General features: G+C 42.6%; 17 protein-coding genes and 1 riboswitch. Of the genes, 1 reads left to right on the plus strand and 16 read right to left on the minus strand.

All coding sequences use genetic code 11. The features are described 5' to 3' along the window. Positions 1-61: 61 nt before the first annotated feature. Together JMX95_RS01000 and JMX95_RS01005 are read right to left on the minus strand one after the other, a co-directional pair. Positions 62-1,270, minus strand: coding sequence for a transglycosylase SLT domain-containing protein (locus tag JMX95_RS01000; RefSeq protein ID WP_201501400.1), 1,209 nt, complete (start codon positions 1,268-1,270; stop codon positions 62-64). Positions 1,271-2,324: 1,054 nt separating this feature from the next. Next, positions 2,325-3,158 (minus strand): Nif3-like dinuclear metal center hexameric protein, encoded by an 834-nt coding sequence (locus JMX95_RS01005; RefSeq protein ID WP_087815627.1) that lies wholly within the window; start codon positions 3,156-3,158, stop codon positions 2,325-2,327. Positions 3,159-3,473: 315 nt separating this feature from the next. Between JMX95_RS01005 and JMX95_RS01010 the strand changes: the two genes are divergently transcribed. After that, a complete protein-coding gene (locus JMX95_RS01010; RefSeq protein ID WP_087815625.1) occupies positions 3,474-4,802 on the plus strand; it encodes a S1C family serine protease in 1,329 nt (442 codons plus the stop codon). Positions 4,803-4,943: 141 nt separating this feature from the next. Here the strand turns inward: JMX95_RS01010 and yfaE are convergent, their stop codons facing one another. The 14 genes from yfaE to rpoD form a co-directional block, all read right to left on the minus strand. Next, complete coding sequence (yfaE, locus tag JMX95_RS01015; RefSeq protein WP_045446158.1) at positions 4,944-5,210, minus strand: class I ribonucleotide reductase maintenance protein YfaE; 267 nt, start codon at positions 5,208-5,210, stop codon at positions 4,944-4,946. 86 nt (positions 5,211-5,296) lie between these two features. After that, a complete protein-coding gene (gene nrdB / locus JMX95_RS01020) occupies positions 5,297-6,430 on the minus strand; it encodes a class Ia ribonucleoside-diphosphate reductase subunit beta (RefSeq protein ID WP_045446160.1) in 1,134 nt (377 codons plus the stop codon). Positions 6,431-6,507: 77 nt separating this feature from the next. Then, on the minus strand, positions 6,508-6,891 hold the full coding sequence (locus JMX95_RS01025; RefSeq protein WP_087815623.1) for a hypothetical protein: 384 nt from the start codon (positions 6,889-6,891) through the stop codon (positions 6,508-6,510). Positions 6,892-6,930: 39 nt separating this feature from the next. Further along, complete coding sequence (locus JMX95_RS01030; protein ID WP_201559800.1) at positions 6,931-7,218, minus strand: type II toxin-antitoxin system RelE family toxin; 288 nt, start codon at positions 7,216-7,218, stop codon at positions 6,931-6,933. Next, a complete protein-coding gene (locus JMX95_RS01035; RefSeq protein ID WP_109591377.1) occupies positions 7,208-7,459 on the minus strand; it encodes a type II toxin-antitoxin system Phd/YefM family antitoxin in 252 nt (83 codons plus the stop codon). Before JMX95_RS01035 ends, JMX95_RS01030 begins: the two co-directional genes overlap by 11 nt. Positions 7,460-7,613: 154 nt before the next feature. Further along, positions 7,614-8,831, minus strand: coding sequence for a hypothetical protein (locus JMX95_RS01040; RefSeq protein ID WP_109591375.1), 1,218 nt, complete (start codon positions 8,829-8,831; stop codon positions 7,614-7,616). A gap of 11 nt (positions 8,832-8,842) precedes the next feature. Continuing rightward, positions 8,843-11,119, minus strand: coding sequence for a class 1a ribonucleoside-diphosphate reductase subunit alpha (nrdA, locus tag JMX95_RS01045; protein ID WP_087815613.1), 2,277 nt, complete (start codon positions 11,117-11,119; stop codon positions 8,843-8,845). A 537-nt stretch (positions 11,120-11,656) separates the two neighbouring features. Next, positions 11,657-11,977 (minus strand): YbeD family protein, encoded by a 321-nt coding sequence (locus JMX95_RS01050; RefSeq protein WP_045446256.1) that lies wholly within the window; start codon positions 11,975-11,977, stop codon positions 11,657-11,659. A gap of 256 nt (positions 11,978-12,233) precedes the next feature. Further along, positions 12,234-12,932 (minus strand): class I SAM-dependent DNA methyltransferase, encoded by a 699-nt coding sequence (locus tag JMX95_RS01055; protein ID WP_087815611.1) that lies wholly within the window; start codon positions 12,930-12,932, stop codon positions 12,234-12,236. A gap of 112 nt (positions 12,933-13,044) precedes the next feature. Then, positions 13,045-13,692, minus strand: a complete 648-nt coding sequence (gene tenA, locus JMX95_RS01060) for a thiaminase II (protein ID WP_087815180.1) — start codon at positions 13,690-13,692, stop codon at positions 13,045-13,047. Positions 13,693-13,830: 138 nt separating this feature from the next. Continuing rightward, positions 13,831-13,950: riboswitch (TPP riboswitch) on the minus strand. Between the two features lie 372 nt (positions 13,951-14,322). Beyond that, positions 14,323-15,249 carry a bestrophin family protein gene (locus tag JMX95_RS01065; protein ID WP_087815182.1) on the minus strand — a complete coding sequence of 309 codons (927 nt, stop codon included), beginning with the start codon at positions 15,247-15,249 and terminating at the stop codon, positions 14,323-14,325. Positions 15,250-15,466: 217 nt separating this feature from the next. Beyond that, positions 15,467-16,240 (minus strand): type I methionyl aminopeptidase, encoded by a 774-nt coding sequence (map, locus tag JMX95_RS01070; RefSeq protein WP_201559801.1) that lies wholly within the window; start codon positions 16,238-16,240, stop codon positions 15,467-15,469. Then, positions 16,233-16,439: a ParD-like family protein gene (locus JMX95_RS01075; protein ID WP_045446174.1), complete on the minus strand. Its 207-nt coding sequence runs from the start codon at positions 16,437-16,439 to the stop codon at positions 16,233-16,235. The genes map and JMX95_RS01075 overlap by 8 nt, the downstream gene beginning before the upstream one ends. A 178-nt stretch (positions 16,440-16,617) precedes the next feature. After that, entirely contained in the window at positions 16,618-18,534 is a 1,917-nt protein-coding gene (rpoD, locus tag JMX95_RS01080; protein ID WP_045452235.1) for an RNA polymerase sigma factor RpoD, read from the minus strand. Between the last annotated feature and the right edge of the window lie 109 nt (positions 18,535-18,643).

The raw sequence follows: 18,643 nt of genomic DNA on the forward strand, positions 1-18,643 counted from the left end.
CTGCTCTTTATAAGAGCAGCTTTTTTTATCTATAAAATTCAATTCTCAAAATATTTATCAACTAGACAGTTTGAGTTTTGATAGTCTCAAGATAACTTCTAATATTGCTAACATAATGCATTGCTTGACCATAACGACTATTGGCAGCTTTATTATCAGCTAAGTACGCATAAACGTTCGCCCAGCTTTTATCATCAATACCTTGATCTCGCAGTTTACGCTGAATACTCTTTACTGCATTTGGTCCCATGTTGTAGCCGGCAAGCGCAAACCAAATACGATCTGTCTTTGGCACATCAGCAAAGTCAGCTTTCATTTGCTCTAAATAACGCGCGCCGCCGCCGATACTTTGGTAGGGATCGACGCGATCTGAGACGCCCATTGCTTTGGCTGTATTATTGGTCAACATCATGAGACCACGCACACCCGTTGGCGATACGGCATTGGCATCAAGGTGTGATTCTTGATAACCCATGGCCACCAATAATTCCCAATCATGATTATAATTGCGTGCTTGCTCTTCAAAAGACGATTGATAATCAGGCAGTTTTTCGGTCAACGTTTTTTGGAAATGATCTTGGCTATAGGCGTCTTTTAGCAAGTTTTGATTGTAAAAGGCAGCAAGTTTTTGTGTGTTTTTCAGCTTAATGCTGTCACATAAAAAGTAACTGGCTTTTTGTGATAATGGGTCATTGGATGAATTGAACGTCCAACTGACTTTTGGATGTAAACCATTCTTTGTTAAGCTGGCGTCATAGCCGCAACTGATGTTGATAGACGATAAGTTAAACTTGCTCTTTAACTGTGTACTGGCCGTTGTTAATGCCATGTCTACCTCGCCCGATCTCAGCGCCTTTAGGGCAGTTTCTTCATTGGCATACGCTTTTAGGTCGATATCAACGCCAAGCTCGTCAGCATAAGTACGCACCAAATCAAAACCAAAGCCATGTTGAAAACCGTCAGTCGCAAAATAAGTGCTGTCACCGGGGACGGCAGCGATAGTTAACGTGCTTTCTAGCATAACGTTATCATAGGCTGGCACTGGCGCACGCATCGTCGTCAGACTCTCAGCAGGTAAAGAGAGAAGGGCGATACTAGAAACTTGCGCAAGCTTTTTGGTTCTAGAAAAACGACTCGATGTCGTCGGGGTAACGGATGAAACGATGTTACTTTTAGTGTTCGGTAGGCGTTTAGATGGACGCAGTAAATAAGAAATACGGCGTCTAGCCCCTTGCGCAGATACTTTCACACGATAAGTAATACGCTGCATGGATGTCTCCTGATTTTAGCCATCCTGCTTACCGTAAAACGCTTATGAATGTATGCTTATAAAGTAGTCATACATCGATGTTGCATTTTAGACAACCACGCACTTCTTAATAAGATAAGTGCGTCGTCATCTTGTTTAATAATAGTGCCGCTAATGAATTTTTATCAGATGTAGCGGTGCAGTTTTTAATTAGCTGGTTATCTACTGGCGTATTCAGTGTATCAGGTAAGAGGGCTAAAAAATCTCTCAAAATATCAATATAAAACATCGATATAAAGTATCAATACAAAATGATGAACGCACAACACCGCGAAGGATATAAATCGGATGATTCCTTCATCGATGCATAGATAGGGCTAAGAATAAAACAACTATATATTAAACATAGGTAAGGTCATGAACTAAGTTATTGAGACAAAACATAAAATGAGCGGGGTGCTTATGCACTCAGCTTTTCTATGCTGATATTAATGACCATGTCCTCTTTAAATCATTTGTAATAGAGTCAACAGTGATTAATTTTTTGTCCAGCAATAAGGGTAAGCAAGTCGCTATTTTCATTACTAATAAAAAAATGATAGAAAATTTACTACCAATCAGCGGTTGCTAACCCAGTATCGCGACACTTAAATCAAGACATACCATGCTGCTGAAAATATATCACGCACAGTGTGTCTATTAGTAAACCGTCCAAAACCTCGCTATCTATATGACCTCAATAGCTATACAACATAGTAAGATTTTAGGCGGTTATACTCATTTAAGTACCATAACCGGAAGCTGTAATAAATGGGAAGCCTCATGACAAGACATTCTTTCTTCGGATATTAATATGCGGATATTCCTTGGATTATTCAAGTGTGGTTAAGAAATTAGCGATAAAACTTAACAATTGGGCTATAGACGGTTAAAAAGGCCATTGTTATTGATACACTATTGAAAATTGCAGCAGCAAAAATTGTGCATACTGGACGACAATACTGATTGTTATTAGCCTTGTTTTCCGAAAATTATTCTAAATTTAGATAGCTATGAGTAGAGTTGAGGACACAGTTTAAGCAGGATTATCAATATCTACAAAGGTCACGGGTATACTAAATGCTTGAGAAACTATGTGACCGAGTGCTTGAATACCGCCGCGTTCTGTCGCGTGATGTCCACAAGCGAAATAATCAATGCCCAGCTCACGGGCAATATGGGTGGTACGTTCTGATATTTCGCCAGAGATAAAGGCGTCACAGCCCATCAATGCAGCTTGCTCGATCATATCCTGTGCGCCGCCCGTACAAATGCCCACGTGTTCGATAATTCTGTTATTATCGATATGAGCGCTTGTACTATTCGGTGCGCTATAATTGGCAGAGATATGCAATGGCAATCGTCCTAGTGTCTGAGTAATGTGAGCAATGAGGCTTTGAGCATTCTGCGGGGTACAAGTGGCGATATTACCCACTGGATGCGACTCACTAGGGTATAAAGCGCCGATAACGGTCATGTTTAATGCGTCAGCCAACTTGGCATTATTACCAATGACAGGATGGGCATCGAGCGGCAGATGATAACCAATCAAAGAGATACCATGCTGCATAAGTTTACGGATACGCTGACCTTTCATACCAGTGATGGGGGCAGGTTCGCCTTTCCAAAAATAACCATGATGCACCATAATGGCGTCTGCATTGTCAGCAATCGCCGCATCAATCAACGCCTCACAAGCCGTCACACCAGTGATGATTCGTTTGATAGGTCGACCCCCATCTACTTGTAAACCATTAGGGGCATAATCTTTAAAAGCATCTGCTAATAAATAGTCATCACAGAATGTGGTCAGCGCTTGAACGGTAATGGCGGTGTTTGAGGGCTCGCTTGAGATATTGTGTGTGGTCATGGTATTCCCTTATAATTGATTCAGTGGGGCAAGCATTTATGGCTAACATGTGGCTTTTGATAATGAGTATTTTAACATGTAGCTACAGTAGGATAGACAATCCTACTCACTGAAATGGTACACGATACGTTACAACTGGGTAGTATTGGCGGTTATAATTTATACATGTAAGCTTGCCGTATAGATAGTGCAAAAAAACAACCATCTAGTGGGCTGTGAACGTTTGATAAATGCCGCTCAATGCATCCTAATATACACCATGCTTCTTACCTTATTTATCTTCGTCTGTTTGTATCAAATTTATAGAGGTTTTATATGTCGTCATCTCGGAACACCAGCAGCAAGGCGTCTGTATTAAAATGGTTACCTTGGGTTTTATTGCTAGTCGTGATTGCCGCATTTATTTGGTTGTTTGCGAGTATGAAGACGGCATCAGAGCAAGCATGGGAGCCGCCCAGAACCACACCTGCTGAGCAGCAAGCGTCAGCACCTGTTTCTGATACACCCGCAGCGATTTCTTCTTATCATAATGCGGTTGCTCGCGCCTCACAATCAGTCGTGAATATCTACACCACGCAAACGATGGCAGAGCATCCTTATATGAATGATCCTGTGTTGCGCCGCTTTTTTGAGTTCCATGGTGCACCGTCAGAAGAGCAGGGCAATACCAATTTAGGCTCTGGGGTGATTGTCTCAGAAGATGGCTATATCGTGACCAATGCCCATGTGATCGAAAAAGCTGATGAAATTACGGTCGCCTTTAATGATGGTCGTAAGAGCCGCGCTAGAATCGTTGGTACAGATCCAGACAGTGATTTGGCAGTGATTAAAGTAGATATGACCGGTTTGGCACCACTTGGTTTCCGTAAAGAACCTATCCGAGTTGGCGATGTCGCATTAGCGATTGGTAATCCTTTCGGTGTCGGTCAAACGGTAACGCAAGGGATTATCTCGGCGACAGGACGTACTGGGCTTGGGGTCAACAAGTTTGAAGACTTTATTCAGACCGATGCAGCGATTAACCCAGGTAATTCGGGCGGCGCACTCGTTGACGCTTTTGGTGAATTAATTGGTATTAATACGGCCATTTACTCACGCTCTGGCGGCTCTATGGGTATCGGTTTTGCTATTCCTACCGCTATCGTTGAGCAAGTGATGAACGCCATTATCAAAGATGGTAAGGTGAGCCGTGGTTGGTTGGGGATTGAGATACAGTCACAGCTACGTGACCCAACGCAGCTTGAAACCTCGACTGGGGTAGAAGTGCTTAATGTCGTTCCTAAGAGTCCTGCTGCTAAGAGTGGTCTGCGTATCGGCGATATTATTTTGACGATTGACGGCGTTGAGATGACGGATGCCAATACCTTGATTCAGTATGTCGCTCGTAAAGCACCGAATACCACGCTGAATGCGCAAATATTACGCCGTGGTAAAAATGCGCAAGTCAAAATACTGTTAGAAGAGCGTCCAGCACAAGAGCCGATGGAACGTCCGGTTGTGATTCTTGATGAAAATGTTGGTGGTATAGAAGATCCAAATCTACAAGGTGAGAGACAAGACGTACCGATGATGTCAGAAGCCGAGCGTGACCGTATGCGTGAAGAGCTGTTGCAGCTGTTTGAAAGAGATGGTGCACCCTTATAAGGTCACTCTTCATCACCTAAAACTTAAGCAAAATAAGCTTAATCAAAATGGCTTGAACAATTTATAGACAGTAAAAAAGCGCGTTATCTTGAAGATAACGCGCTTTTTGTTTCGACTTTTTTAGCACTATTTTGGTTAATATTACTCTATAGTAGGCTCGTGATTAATGTAAATCACCCCCTGCACACGACAACAGCAGGGTAGGATCTCGTCTTCATCAATCATGGCAAGGGGCGCAAACGGATAGTCAATGACGTGTGAGCTGGCGATACGCTTGATGCGGCAACTGCCACAATAGCCTTCCTTACATTGATAATTGATATCATGTCCGGTGCGTAGCAATCCATCAAGCAAGCTTTCGTCATCATGCAAGTAAAATTGCTTTTTACTCGTCATTACCCAAGTCATAGTCTTATCCTGTTTGTTTCCCTATCATTCTGTACTTTCTAAACAATAATCTTTCAAAAACTATTTTTTAAATGAACACATAAGCTCTAAAGTTCAAAATCATCAAAATCACTGTCTGATAAATCTGAATCAATTTGACCAACCAAGTATGAGCTGATTTCCGTCTCTTGCGGGGCAACTTGTACGTTGTCAGATGACAACCATGTGTTAATCCACGGGATTGGGTTTGATTTAGAATTCGGGAATGCGACTGGCAAGCCAACCGCTTCCATACGTAAATTGGTGATGTATTCAATATATTGGCAAAGAATGTCTTTATTGAGACCAATCATTGAGCCGTCTTTGAATAGATAGCCTGCCCATTCTTTTTCTTGCTCAGCCGCTTTACGGAATATCTCGATGCTTTCTTCATAGCACTCTTTGGCAATGTCGACCATCTCAGGATCATCACGACCGATGCGCATGAGGTTAAGAATATGCTGAGTGCCCGTTAAATGTAGCGCCTCATCACGAGCAATCAATTTAATAATCTTGGCATTACCTTCCATTAGCTTACGCTCAGCAAAGGCAAATGAGCAAGCGAATGACACATAAAAGCGAATGGCTTCTAAGACGTTGACTGCCATCAAGCACAAGTAAAGCTGCTTTTTCAGCGATTTTAAATCGACAGTAATTTGCTTACCATTGATCGTGTGCGTGCCTGCACCGTATAGGTTATATAGCGATGAGTTATAATATAAGTCATCGTAGTACTTGGCGATGTCTGCGGCGCGCTCTAGGATATGATCGTTTTGCATGATGTCATCAAAGACGATAGCAGGGTCATTGATAATATTGCGAATGATATGGGTATAGCTGCGCGAGTGAATGGTCTCAGAAAACGTCCACGTCTCAATCCACGTCTCAAGCTCAGGAATCGATACCAATGGCAGTAGTACGACGTTTGGGCTGCGACCTTGGATAGAGTCGAGTAGCGTTTGATACTTTAGGTTACTGATAAAAATATGCTGTTCGTGTGAGGACAAATTGCCATAGTCCATACGATCACGTGATACATCGACTTCTTCTGGACGCCAAAAGAACGACAGTTGCTTTTCAATCAATTGCTCAAAGATAGGGTGCTTTTGTTGGTCGTAACGCGCCACGTTGACCGGATTACCAAAAAACATCGGCTCTGTTAGCGCATTGTTTGGCGTTTGGGAAAAAATCGAATAAGTCATGAGACTGCCTTTATCATTGATATGGTTATTAAGTTATAGGGTTTTGACTAGATTTGGTTTGATTGGATGGGATTGTATTACAAGTGCTCTAAAGATATCTGTTCTGGCGTCTGTCCATCATTCATATACGCTTTAAATATCTCACTTAGCTCACTATCGTCCAAACCTTCCAATTCATCGATCGCACTCTTACGCAGCGCACTCAAGCCATCATCATCTGATAGTTGATGCATTTCTTTCTGTACGTCTTTTTTAGTCGTTCTCTTTATTGGTTTTTTCAATACTTTTGTGGTGACTTTCTTTAATGCTTCTGGTTTTGCTGCTGTGCCTTCGCCTAATTGCTCACGGACGTCTGCGATGTCGACTTCCACTTGTACGATATGCGAGTCACCATCGTTTAGGTCTGAAAATACGTTAGGGATAAACAAACCACCGTCTTTGATGATTGCGGTATATTGCACTCTATGACCTCCGTTATTTTTATTCTGTCTGTGTTTTAATTAGGGGTGGCGTGTCGCAAGCGCATCATATACTTTGTTGTTTTCTCTTTTGCCGACTGCTAATACATAAACCACCACCACATCATCTTTTACGGTATATACCAGACGATAGCCTACGGTGCGTAGTTTGATTTTATAAGTATCGGTACGTCCCGATAGTTTTGACGCAGGCACATGAGGATTTGACAATCGCTGCTGTAACTTTTTCTTAAACTGCTGCTGAATATTTGGCGCTATCTTTTTCCACTCTTTTAATGCCAAAGGATGAAACTCAAGATTATAAGTCATCCAAAGTTACCTTTATCGGTATCTGCCCATCATTCAATCGTGCACTAACGGTTTGGCTTAATGCCATGTCGTCCATCGCTTCCATCATGCGCTCAAAAACGTCTGTTGAGACTAAGTAAGCCACTGGTTTATTGTGGTTTAAAATAGCAATGGACTCGCCGTCTGACTGTTTAATCAGTGCCGACGGGTTAGTCTTTAACTCTGAAATACTCGCTGTCTGTGTCGCAAATATCGGTTGCATGATTCATTCTCCATTAAAATTAAGCTCTAAATATAGGGCTAATTTTAGCACGAAAATTAGGTCTTATTTGTTAATCTATATATTTTGTAGGGTGCGCCTCGCGCACCTTTAAATATAATTTACATATCATCGGTGCGCTGGGCGCACCCTACAACTACTTTGAGCCTTTATTAAATGAACTTAATAATCCTGTCAATTGTTCAAGACCATCAAAAGTTGCTGGCATTTGGTCTTCAGTAGCCACGATAGGAGCAAAAATAACACTCTCGAACCTTTCAAAGCTTTCTTTCATTCCTTCTCTTAGTCCCTTAGTGTCAGAATCGTAGTTATGTATAAACTGACAGAGAGTGAGACGTAAATCTATTTGCAGTATTTGTGATTTGATAGATCTAACGTTAACCAATGATATTTTAAAAAAATAAAGAAGTATGAAAAGGAACAAAACCGTTGAGATAGTAACTATGACAAATATTGGGTTCTCAAAGCTATTAGCACTTAAGTAATAAGCTGACCAGATAGATTTTGAGACTATAAGTAAAACTATTACAGCCATCAGACCATAATATATATAACCTTGACTATTCAATTCTTTTTTCTTCTGTTTTCTAAGTGTTCTGAAGCCATTTGACAAGCCAACAAAGTTATATTCACTTTTTTGGTTGTTTAAGGTTTCCTGTATTTCTCTAATGTCCTGTTTCAATAGAATATTTTTTCTATTTTCTTCCTCAATTAGATCTTGATGTTCATGCAAATTATTAATAGTTTGGATGACTGAACTATCGAGGCGTCGATTCAAATGTCTTGAGAATACTTCTTGTGGAATGATATACCATAAATAACAGAGTTTATTTAAACTATCATATGTCAGTGTATAAGAGTAAGACTGTAAGCTTGTTACTGCCTGCTCAAAAAAAGATCTATGTGTTTCAAAAGTAGTTATCAATGAAGCTTCATATATGTCTGCTAGTAATACTATATATATCGACTCTATGACTTTTCTAACTAAACTAGCTCGAGGTTTCTCTTGCTTAGAAAAATCATACAGATTTTTATTGTCTTCCGCTAAGGCGTTATCATTCAGTGCAACACCTATTTTTTCCCAGTTATGATACTTGAGATCAATACTATCTAAAATAGATAGATTTTTTTTGTTCTTACTATCTAATATACTGAGTACAGCTTTAACTAGGTCATTTGTTTCTGTGCTTAAATCTAAATATTCAGAATGTTTGTGTATCTGGTTTTCAAACTTTCGCTTTAGGTTTTCAAATTGAGGGCTTTTATAAGGAAAGATCATAGTTATCTCGATATTAGTAGATAAATATATGATAACAGCGTACAGCGGATTTAGCTCAAAAGCTAAACCCGCCATCCATCAATAGCCTAAATCTTACATGCACCGCCAGCACAATCATCTTCCATATCCGCTTGGGCATCGTTCGCACCATCACGGGTGTTGTGATAATACAACGTCTTCACGCCAAGCTTATACGCGTTTAGTAAATCCTTAAGCAATATCTTCATTGGTACACGACCGCCTTCATAACGAACGGGATCGTAGTTGGTATTGGCAGAGATACTTTGATCGACGAATTTCTGCATGACAGCGACCAGCCGTAGGTAACCGTCATTGTTTGGCATTTGCCATAGTAGCTCATACTGATTTTTTAGCTTATCAATCTCAGGCACGACTTGCTTTAGGATGCCGTCCTTTGACGCTTTGATAGACACCAAACCACGTGGTGGCTCGATACCGTTGGTCGCGTTGGCGATCTGACTAGAGGTCTCAGACGGCATCAAGGCGGTTAGGGTAGAGTTGCGCAGACCGTGAGTGGTGATTTCAGTACGTAGGGTTTCCCAATCGAGATGTAGCGGCTCTTGGCAGATTTTATCCAAATCTTTTTTGTACGTATCAATCGGCAAGATACCTTGCGAGTACGTCGTCTCATTGAACGCAGGGCAAGCGCCTTGCTCTTTTGCCAATTTGTTTGACGCTTTCAAGAGATAAAATTGCAACGCTTCAAATGTTTGATGGGTGAGACCCAATGCTGAGTCGTCTGAATAGCGCACGCCATTCTTAGCAAGGTAATACGCATAGTTAATAACGCCCACACCGAGTGTACGACGACGCATGCTGCCATTTTGAGCCGCTTTAACTGGATAGTCTTGATAATCAAGCAGGGCATCAAGCGCACGGACGATTAGCTCAGCTGGTTCTTCGATGTCGCTGACGTTGTCGACTTTACCCAAGTTGACCGCTGATAGCGTACAAAGCGCGATTTCGCCTTCTTCGTCATTGATATTATCAAGTGGCTTGGTCGGTAGGGCAATTTCCATACATAGGTTTGACTGACGAATCGGCGCAACCGTTGGGTCAAATGGGCTATGCGTATTGCAATGATCGACGTTTTGGATGTAGATACGACCCGTGCTCGCACGTTCTTGCATCATTAGGCTGAACAAATCAGCGGCTGGGATTTGACGGCTACGAATGCTTGGGTCATTTTCGTACTTGGTGTATAGCTCTTCGAATTTGTCTTGATCTTCAAAGAACGCATCATACAAGCCCGGCGTGTCACCTGGTGAGAATAGCGAGATGTCTTGACCTTTGATGAGGCGCGTGTACATCGTTTTATTTAGCTGTACGCCGTAATCCATATGACGCACACGGTTGTCTTCCACGCCGCGGTTGTTTTTAAGTACCAATAATGACTCAACTTCTAAATGCCACAATGGGTAAAACAACGTCGCTGCACCGCCACGGACGCCGCCTTGTGAGCAGCATTTAACAGCTGTCTGAAACAGTTTATAGAATGGGATACAACCGGTATGCTGTGCTTCGCCGCCACGAATAGGGCTACCAAGGGCGCGGATGCGACCCGCGTTGATGCCGATACCAGCACGCTGTGACACATAGCGTACGATGGCGCTGGTGGTCGCGTTGATAGAATCTAGGCTATCACCACATTCGATCAATACGCATGAGCTAAACTGACGCGATGGGGTACGCACTCCTGCCATAATAGGTGTTGGTAGCGAGATTTTGAATTGCGACGTCGCATCGTAAAAACGCTTTACGTAGTCCAAACGATCTGATTTGTCATAACGGCTAAACAAACACATACCAACCAGCATGTACAAGAACTGCGGGCTTTCAAAGACGGTCTTGTTGACACGGTCTTGGACGAGGTATTTACCTGCCATTTGCTCAACAGCGGCATAAGCAAGGTTCATATCGCGCCAGTGATCAAGATATGCTTCTAATTCATCAAACTCAGCACGGCTATAATCAGCTAGGATATGCTGATCGTATTTACCAGCGTCGGTCAGTTTTTTGACATGATCATAAAGGTGCGGCGGGGTGAATTTATTGTAAGCAATTTTACGCAGATGGAAAATCGCCAAACGCGCAGCCAAATACTGATAATCAGGCGTATCTTCAGAGATAAGATCTGCTGCTGACTTGATGATGGTCTCGTGAATATCGCGAGTCTTGATACCTTCATAAAACTGAATGTGCGACTTTAGCTCAACTTGCGACACAGACACATTATCCAAATTGTGAGCTGCCCACTCGATTACCTTATGAATTTTATCCAAATCAATAAGCTCTAATCGTCCGTCACGTTTGGTCACTTTGATTTTGTCGATGTGTGTCATGTTGCCCTCTTAAGTTGATAACTTGGTAATTATTTATAATGTTGCTTATAGTGATGCTGCACAGTCAGTAAACGGCAGGCATTCTTTATAATGCTACGATGCTTGCGCCGCGATAGGTGTTTTTTTAGGCAAAAATCTACCGCTACTCATAGTGACAATTAAATTCACTGAGTACTACATATAGCGTGTTTGTTAGTAGGTAGGCACAATATAGCGGGAAAATTTTGAAAATACTATATTGATTTTAGCATCAAACTATGTTGCTGTGAGGTTGTGCTGTGTCCGAATTTTAGCAAAGGACGATGGGGTAAGGGTTAGACGCGATTGACTCAAATAATAAGTTTTTTGTAAAAATCGTAGGATCATTTGCTTTTCATTCGCGAGTAAATGACCCACCAATAAGGGGATATAGAACAATAATCATGAGGGCGCAGATTGTACAGCAAACCACAAAAAATCGCCACCCGTATGTGATTAATAGCGAGTGACGATTTCGACGGAAAAGCAGCTGGCTTTTTTTAAACGACAATTATCTGTTTATACGACCAAACGGACTGTTTTGGCAGCGTCGAGTGAGGCATACAGTACATTGACCTGATCGGCTGCTGTAAGATATAGATTGACCCGTGCTGAATGGAAGCGACCCGTTTTAGACGGTTTCACTTCTATCGAGGCCAAATCGAAATCAGGGAACTGACTGCCCAAAATAAGCTTCACTTCATTGAGTAAGTTCTCACGCTCGCCTTCATGACCAATGATGCTAAGTGGATAGTTCATTGGAAAGTCCCAGAGCTCAGGATTTTGAATATCCGTCCTTTTGCCTGTGATCACACCTTGATTGGGCGTTAGGTTGGTCATTTTTACTGATTTTTCATTTGCTGGTGCTTGGTTGTTGTTTTGATTGGTGCTGTCTTTTGGATCGTCAGTCATGATGTGTGCCTCGCTTTATTAAATGTTAGCTATTAGCATAAGAGCTTTATTCACCATTTATAGTGGCACTAAACTTATAATTCAAGTGCTAAAATGGCAATGACAGTATGCTATGGATCACTGTGATCTGTCATAAATTTTGCTCAGTCATCCATGATAATCAAATGTTAATACACATATCAGCTCATTTTTTATAAGCACAAACAGCGACATAATCCCCACGGTCATAGCCTTCGATGACTTCTTGCACCTTGTCATTGGCATACATAGGATGGGTCAGTAAGGTCTGCGCATACTCAAAATCGACGAAACCATTGGCTTGCATCAGCGCGATTTTTTCATCAGAGGTGCGCCAATTTGCTGATTTAACCAGCTCAATAGGATAGGGATCAGCAGGAGAGATATGCGCAAGTAGCGGATGCTCCCAAGTATTTAATGAGCTGGCCAAATTATATAAGCTGGCAAAACCGCTTTCTTTTGGCACATCGATAACAATCAATTTGCCGCCGGTTTTTAAGGCATCAAATGCCTTTTTAATACAGATATCCAAATCGTTGATGTAGCTGACACTGCCGTTAAACATGATGATATCAAACTTATTTGGCTCAATATCGCAAGTCTCGGCAGGACTAATATCCACTTGTAAGCCGCGCTTTTTAGCGATTTCAGCCATGTCTTTAGAAGGCTCAATGCCGTGCCTGATATGGATATCATAATCCTGCGCCAATAGTGACTCAAACAGTCCACTACCGCAGCCGATAGACAATATCTCACTATCCTTATCTAAGAAATGCGCGACCAGCTTTAGCTCACTGGTCAGTAAGTTTTGGTTGTCAAAAAACCAGCTGTCATACGCGCTTGCATGTTCATCAAATGCTGCCATGATGTTTCTCCTTGAGTGTGTCCATTATTATGTTTAGGGTTAAGTTAAATTTTATTTATAATAAATATGGTATATAAAAGTATTTGCCATAAAGCTAGCACTTTGCATAGGGCTAGGACAGATCAAGCGCTTGTTGCCAAAAATTCACTTCCATACGTGAAGCAGTATTAAATAACTGTTGGAATTTGTCTGCCTGAGCGGGGTTAGCCTGTGCTAGTAGCGTATTAATCTGCGCTTCATTCTGCGCGGTAATCGCTTGAAATTCGTCACTGGCAAAGACATCAATCCATGGCTGGTAAGGATTGTCCGCGACAAAACCTTGTTCTTTAATGCGTTTGCCAATTTCGCCATAGCCCATCAAACAAGGAGCAATTGCCGCATAAAGCTCAGCTAATGAGCCTGACATGGCAGCGTCCAATAGGTAGCGGCTATAGGCAATAGTCACGGCAGATTCAGAAGCGCTTTCTACTTCTTTAAGTGGGATGTCCCACTCATGACATAAATCGAGATACATGCCAATTTCCATATCTAGCATGGCATTGATGCCTGCTTGACCGACTCGCATTTGTGCCAGCGTATCACTCCTATACACGCTCAACGCCATCACACGGGTATAGTGAATAAGATATAAATAGTCTTGCACAAGATAGTGACGAAAGCTGTCAGGGGCGAGCGTACCTGCTGTTAGCTGTTTGACAAAATCATGCTGAATGTAGTCATCCCATGTGGGGCAATGGTGGCGTAATGTTTGGTAGTTCATAGTGTTCACTTACTGTTATAAAATGCGAGTAAGCAAAGAGTAGGAGGTGATCAGTGAGCAGGCACAAAAAAACCTTACCAGATTATATGAATAAACTGGCAAGGCTTGCTTAGCAATGTATGCTTAAGAGGTGTGCTATAAAATGTCACGCTTGTTTCCTACGTCAGTGCTAACTGCATCAGGTTCGCGGGTAACTCTCAGCCATGATTTTGAATTGTAGTTAAAGCATCAAAAATCAAAGCACCCCGACAAGGTTTATTTTTCAGAAATAAATATAAAGTTTATATAAGTTTAAACTGCTCGTACTTAAGCAATCGGCTCTATGGTAGACGAATTCAGTTATCATTAGCAAGTGATGCGCAAAAAACCATGAATAAAGGTTGTCTTACAAGCGTAAATAGGCAAGTTTTTACCTTTTATTAAGCTGATCAAGTACCACGAGAATGGTGAAAGAAATCACTATTTTCAAATGTATTTTTTATTCATAAACGCTCTACGATTGCCTATATTATTTAGCTACCCGACGGTAGGATATTAAAAAATATCTTATAAATTAAGGCAACATGTTTATGGGACACTGTCTCATTTAGCATTGATTAATTTATGCTTTATAATCATTCAGCTAAGAGGCTATGGCAAATAGCCATTGATAGGAGTGATCTCAGGCGGAATATCTGCCTCTTCTAGTGCTTCTCGCAGATTAATCTCGATAGTACGCGACAATGCAGTCAGGGGTAGTTTGTTGGCGGCTAAGCCGAAAGGCTCTTCTAGCTCTTCACTGAGGGCATCCAAACCAAAAAAGGTATAAGCGATCACGGCACAAATCAGTGGGGTCACCCAACCGAGCGAGGCCACCAAGCCAAAAGGCAACATGATGCAATACAGATAGGTCGTGCGATGGACCAGCAGCATATAAGCAAACGGCAGCGGTGTATTATGAATGCGCTCGCAGGCCGCCAATACAATGGTCATAGACGTCAGGCGCTCGTCCATGTTCTGTATGACTTGCTCTGACACCAGTCCTTGACGCCGAATGTCGCCGAGCTGCTTACCCATGAGGCGCATGATGTAATCAGGTAGGTTGCGCGCTTGGCGCATACTATCATGGTGTTTCGATGCGACAAAAGGCTCGACATCATGCCAAGGTGACGAGCCGCGCAGGCGATGGCGCACAGCATGCGCAAAAGCAATGGTCAGGTAAACCATCGTTCGCCCAGTCTCGTGCCCATTCTCGGTATCAGTATCTATAAAAGAAAGCACTTGACGGGTTAAGCTACGCGCATCATATACCAACTGACCCCAAAGCCCTCGAGCTTCCCACCAGCGTTGATAACTGGCATTGTTGCGAAATCCAAGAAATAGCGACAACGCGATTCCTAGCAAGGTAAAAGGAGCCATACCATAATAAGGAAAAGAGTCAGGAAGCCAGTGCTGAATAATTGTTATAAGTGTGCTGAGAAGCGCGATCAGCAAAATTTGCGGATAAATTTTTGGAATGACAGAGCCGTGCAGGGTAAAAAGTATCTTGAGAGCGTTTGGGGTTTGCCGGACAATCATGGTGTTTCCTATCGATGGCATGTATAAAAAAGCGATGGCAAGGGTATCAATCAGCGTATACTCAAATCATCGCGACCTATGATATCAGTAGTTACCAATATGGCAATAATAAGATGATACTTAAATACTTAAATACTTAAATACTTAAATACTTAAATACTTAAATACTTGAATCACTCTTGTATTACGCAGCAGCAAGGAAAACTGTAAGCACGCTCTAACGGGTCTCTTCTTCACGCAGCGTCAGCACTTCATAACCATCGGCAGTCACCGCGATGGTATGCTCCCATTGGGCAGAAAGCTTTTTGTCTGCAGTCACCACCGTCCAGCCGTCTTTTTTCATTTTTACTTTGGCTTTGCCTTGATTAATCATTGGCTCAATAGTAAAGGTCATACCTTGTTTTAGAACCAAGCCTGCACCTGCGCGACCATAATGTAAAACTTCAGGCTGTTCGTGCATTTCGCGACCGATACCATGCCCGCAGTATTCTCTAACGACAGAGTAACCGTGCTGTTCGGCATGGCTTTGAATGGCATGCCCAACATCACCGAGCGTTGCACCCGGTTTGACAACACGGATACCTGCCCACATGGCCTCATAAGTGTTATCGACGAGGCATTTTGTTAAGGGCATCACATCGCCAATCATATACATTTTGCTAGAGTCGGCAATAAAACCGCCTTTTTCTAAAGTAATGTCCACATTGATGATATCGCCTGATTTTAGGACTTGGTTGCTTGAGGGTACACCATGACAAACTACTTGATTGACAGAAGTATTGAGCACGTATTGGTAGCCGTATTGACCTTTGCTGGCAGGTCGTGATTGTAAAACATCCACAATATAGCGCTCAGCCAAATCATTGACAGTCATTGTGGAGATGCCAGCGACCATGTGCGTATCTAAGTAAGCAAAAACCGATGCCAATAAGCGTCCAGACTCACGCATGATGGCCAACTCTTCAGTAGTTTTTAGCGCGATTTTAGCCATCGATAAGATTTCCTATATTAACATCTGCTCGTTTTAACTGCTCGCTGATGATATCGGTATAAGATGCGTGAGGATTGGCCTCGGCCAACATACCTATCTTTATCCAATACTCTGCCTGCGCGTTAATCGAACGTACCATTACCGCACTGGCTTTACGAAGCTCTTCGTGTAGCGCATCATCAATTTTAACAATACCCATTGTTTTACCTAGTATATGAAATGTATACGAATCATACATATTGTATAGTTCCATTGCAAGCTCGTTCTTGTATTCCTCGATGAAGACATGTAGTTATAGCATTCGAGCCATCAAATCGATGACCCAAAAAAGCCGAGATAAACTCGGCTTTTTTATTGGTGCTTAGTTTGCTTTATGATTAATCATTCTCTAAGAAAGAACGCAGATGCTCAGAGCGTGACGGATGACGCAATTTACGCAGTGCTTTTGCCTCAATCTGACGAATACGCTCACGTGTTACATCAAACTGCTTACCCACTTCTTCCAAGGTATGGTCGGTTGGCATGTCGATACCAAAGCGCATTTTTAGTACGCGTGCTTCACGCTCAGTCAGATTGCCCAATACATCACGAGTCGCTTCACGCAGACCAGCTGCGGTCGCATCATCAACAGGGCTTGAGATCGTACCATCTTCGATGAAATCACCTAGATGCGAGTCTTCATCATCACCGATGGGTGTCTCCATAGAGATAGGCTCTTTGGCGATTTTCAGTACTTTACGGACTTTAACTTCGTCCATCTCTAAGCGTTCACCTAACTCCTCAGGCGTTGGCTCGCGTCCCATTTCTTGTAGCAACTGACGAGAAACACGATTTATTTTGTTAATGGTCTCGATCATGTGTACAGGAATACGGATGGTACGCGCTTGGTCAGCGATAGAGCGGGTAATTGCCTGACGAATCCACCATGTCGCATAGGTCGAGAACTTATAACCACGGCGATATTCAAATTTATCGACTGCTTTCATTAGACCGATGTTACCTTCTTGGATTAGATCTAAGAACTGTAGACCACGGTTGGTATATTTCTTCGCGATAGAAATAACCAAACGCAGGTTAGCTTCGACCATTTCTTTTTTGGCGCGGCGAGCTTTTGCTTCACCGACTGCCATACGGCGCGCCACGTCTTTCATGTCGTGGATTTTCATGTCGAGCTGTTGCTCGTAGTCACGAATGCGACGTTGCAATAAAATAACATCATCAGTGACTTTTTCTAGCGTACCAGCAAATGCAGGCTTACCTTTGATGCGCTCAATCAGCCAATCAACGTTGGTTTCGTTGCTAGGGAAAGTCTTACGGAACTCTTCACGTGGCATACGACCACGGCGAATGACCAAACGCATAATCTGACGCTCTTGCTTACGTACATCATCATAGACATCATGCATGATGGCCATGACTTGGTCTGACAAGCGATTGTTTAGCTTAAGCATCATAAAGCGTTCGGCAAGTAGGGCATAAGCAGTATCTGCTTCTGTGCTACCACGGCCATAATCTAGCAAGGCTTGCTTGGCTTTAATAAATAAGTGTTCGATTTCTTCTAGACGCAGACGTACTTCTTCAGGATCGATACCGCTGGTTTCTTCTTCAGCTTCCTCTTCAACGTCGTCTTCATCCTCGTCCTCATCATCAAGCGCCGCTGCTTTGGCTTTTGCTTTGATCACAGGTGGATTTTCTTTTTCTTCTTTTATGCGTTCACGTTCTTCTTTTGCTGCCTCTTTCGCTTCTTGGGCAGCGATTTTGTCTGCTTCGGTCTCAGGATCTAAAAAGCCAGTAATGACGTCAGAAAGCTTTTTTTCGCCATCTTGTACTTTTTGATACTCATCAAGGACGAACTGTACGGTGCCCGGCCAGTAAGACATCGCATGCTGTACGTCACGAATGCCTTCTTCGATACGCTTGGCAATAGCAATCTCACCTTCACGGGTTAATAGATCAACCGTACCCATTTCACGCATATACATACGTACAGGGTCAGTGGTGCGACCCGGCTCAGTCTCAACAGAGGCCAATACCGCCGCTGCCTCATCCGCTGCCATGTCATCATCGCTTGAATCGTCGTTCATCAAGATGTCATCGGCATCAGGCGCAGATTCAAAGATTTTGATACCAACGTCGGTCAGCATTTGCACAATATCTTCGATCTGATCGCTTTCGGTAATAGAGTCGGGCAGTTGGTCATTCACCTCAGCATAGGTGAGATAGCCTTGCTCTTTACCCATTTGGATTAAGGTGGCCAGTTGAGATGTGGACTTAGAAACTGACTTATCGTTCATAAATACTCGCTTACTTGCATCGGACATTTTTATATTGTGACGCGCTATCGCTCGTTCAGTGCGTTGATGTAATCAATCGATTCATCAAAATATGGCGTAGAGGTTGTCA

This window comes from Psychrobacter sp. NC44 (assembly GCF_904846655.1).
Classification (GTDB): Bacteria; Pseudomonadota; Gammaproteobacteria; order Pseudomonadales; family Moraxellaceae; genus Psychrobacter.